General features: G+C 74.9%; 1 protein-coding gene. It reads left to right on the top strand.

The window, feature by feature from the left end; all coding sequences use genetic code 11:
• Positions 1–45: 45 nt before the first annotated feature.
• Positions 46–807, top strand: a complete 762-nt coding sequence (locus OP86_RS32515; RefSeq protein WP_030060254.1) for a CoA transferase subunit A — start codon at positions 46–48, stop codon at positions 805–807.
• Positions 808–895 lie beyond the last annotated feature (88 nt).

Here is an 895-nt window from a genome sequence, read left to right as displayed (position 1 = left end):
CCCCCCTCCCCCCTCCCACTCACTCACTCCTCACGAGGTGATCCCTTGGACAAGGTCCTGGACTCCCCCGCCGATGCCGTCGGGGACATCCCCGACGGTGCCGTGCTGGCCGTCGGCGGCTTCGGCCTCTGCGGCATCCCGAGCACACTGATCGGCGCCCTGGTGGACGGCGGCGCCACCGGGCTGCGCGTCGTCTCGAACAACTGCGGGGTGGACGACTGGGGGCTGGGCCTGCTGCTGCGGGCGGGCCGGATCGCCCGGATGACCTCCTCGTACGTCGGGGAGAACAAGGAGTTCGCCCGGCAGTACCTCTCCGGCGAGCTGGAGGTGGAGCTGACTCCCCAGGGCACGCTGGCCGAGCGGCTGCGGGCGGGCGGCGCCGGCATCCCGGCGTTCTTCACCCCGGCCGGGGTCGGTACCCAGGTCGAGGAGGGCGGGCTGCCCTGGCGCTACGCGGCGGACGGCTCGGTGGCCCTGGCCTCACCGCCCAAGGAGGTACGGGAGTTCGGCGGTCGCCGGTACCTCATGGAGGAGGCGATCACGGCCGACTTCGCGCTGGTCCGGGCCGAGGTGGCGGACCGGCACGGCAACTGCGTGTTCCACGCTGCCGCCCGGAACTTCAACCCGCTCTGCGCGGCGGCTGGCCGGGTCACCCTGGTCGAGGCGGACCGGATCGTCGAGCCGGGCGGGATCGCCCCGGACGCCGTGCACCTGCCCGGGGTGTACGTCGACCGGGTGGTGACCGCCGACCCCGGGGACCGCCGCATCGAGCGCCGGACCGTCCGCCCCGCACTCCAGGAGGCCTGAGCCGATGTCCACTCCGAGCAGCACCCGCACCGCGCCCGGCACCCGCACCGCACCCGACGCCACCCCCACCCCGGCCCCCACCCGCGCC

Origin of the sequence: Streptomyces novaecaesareae (assembly GCF_000716875.1) — a bacterium.
Taxonomy (GTDB): domain Bacteria; phylum Actinomycetota; class Actinomycetes; order Streptomycetales; family Streptomycetaceae; genus Kitasatospora; species Kitasatospora novaecaesareae.
This window is presented reverse-complemented; position numbering and strand designations above follow the sequence as displayed.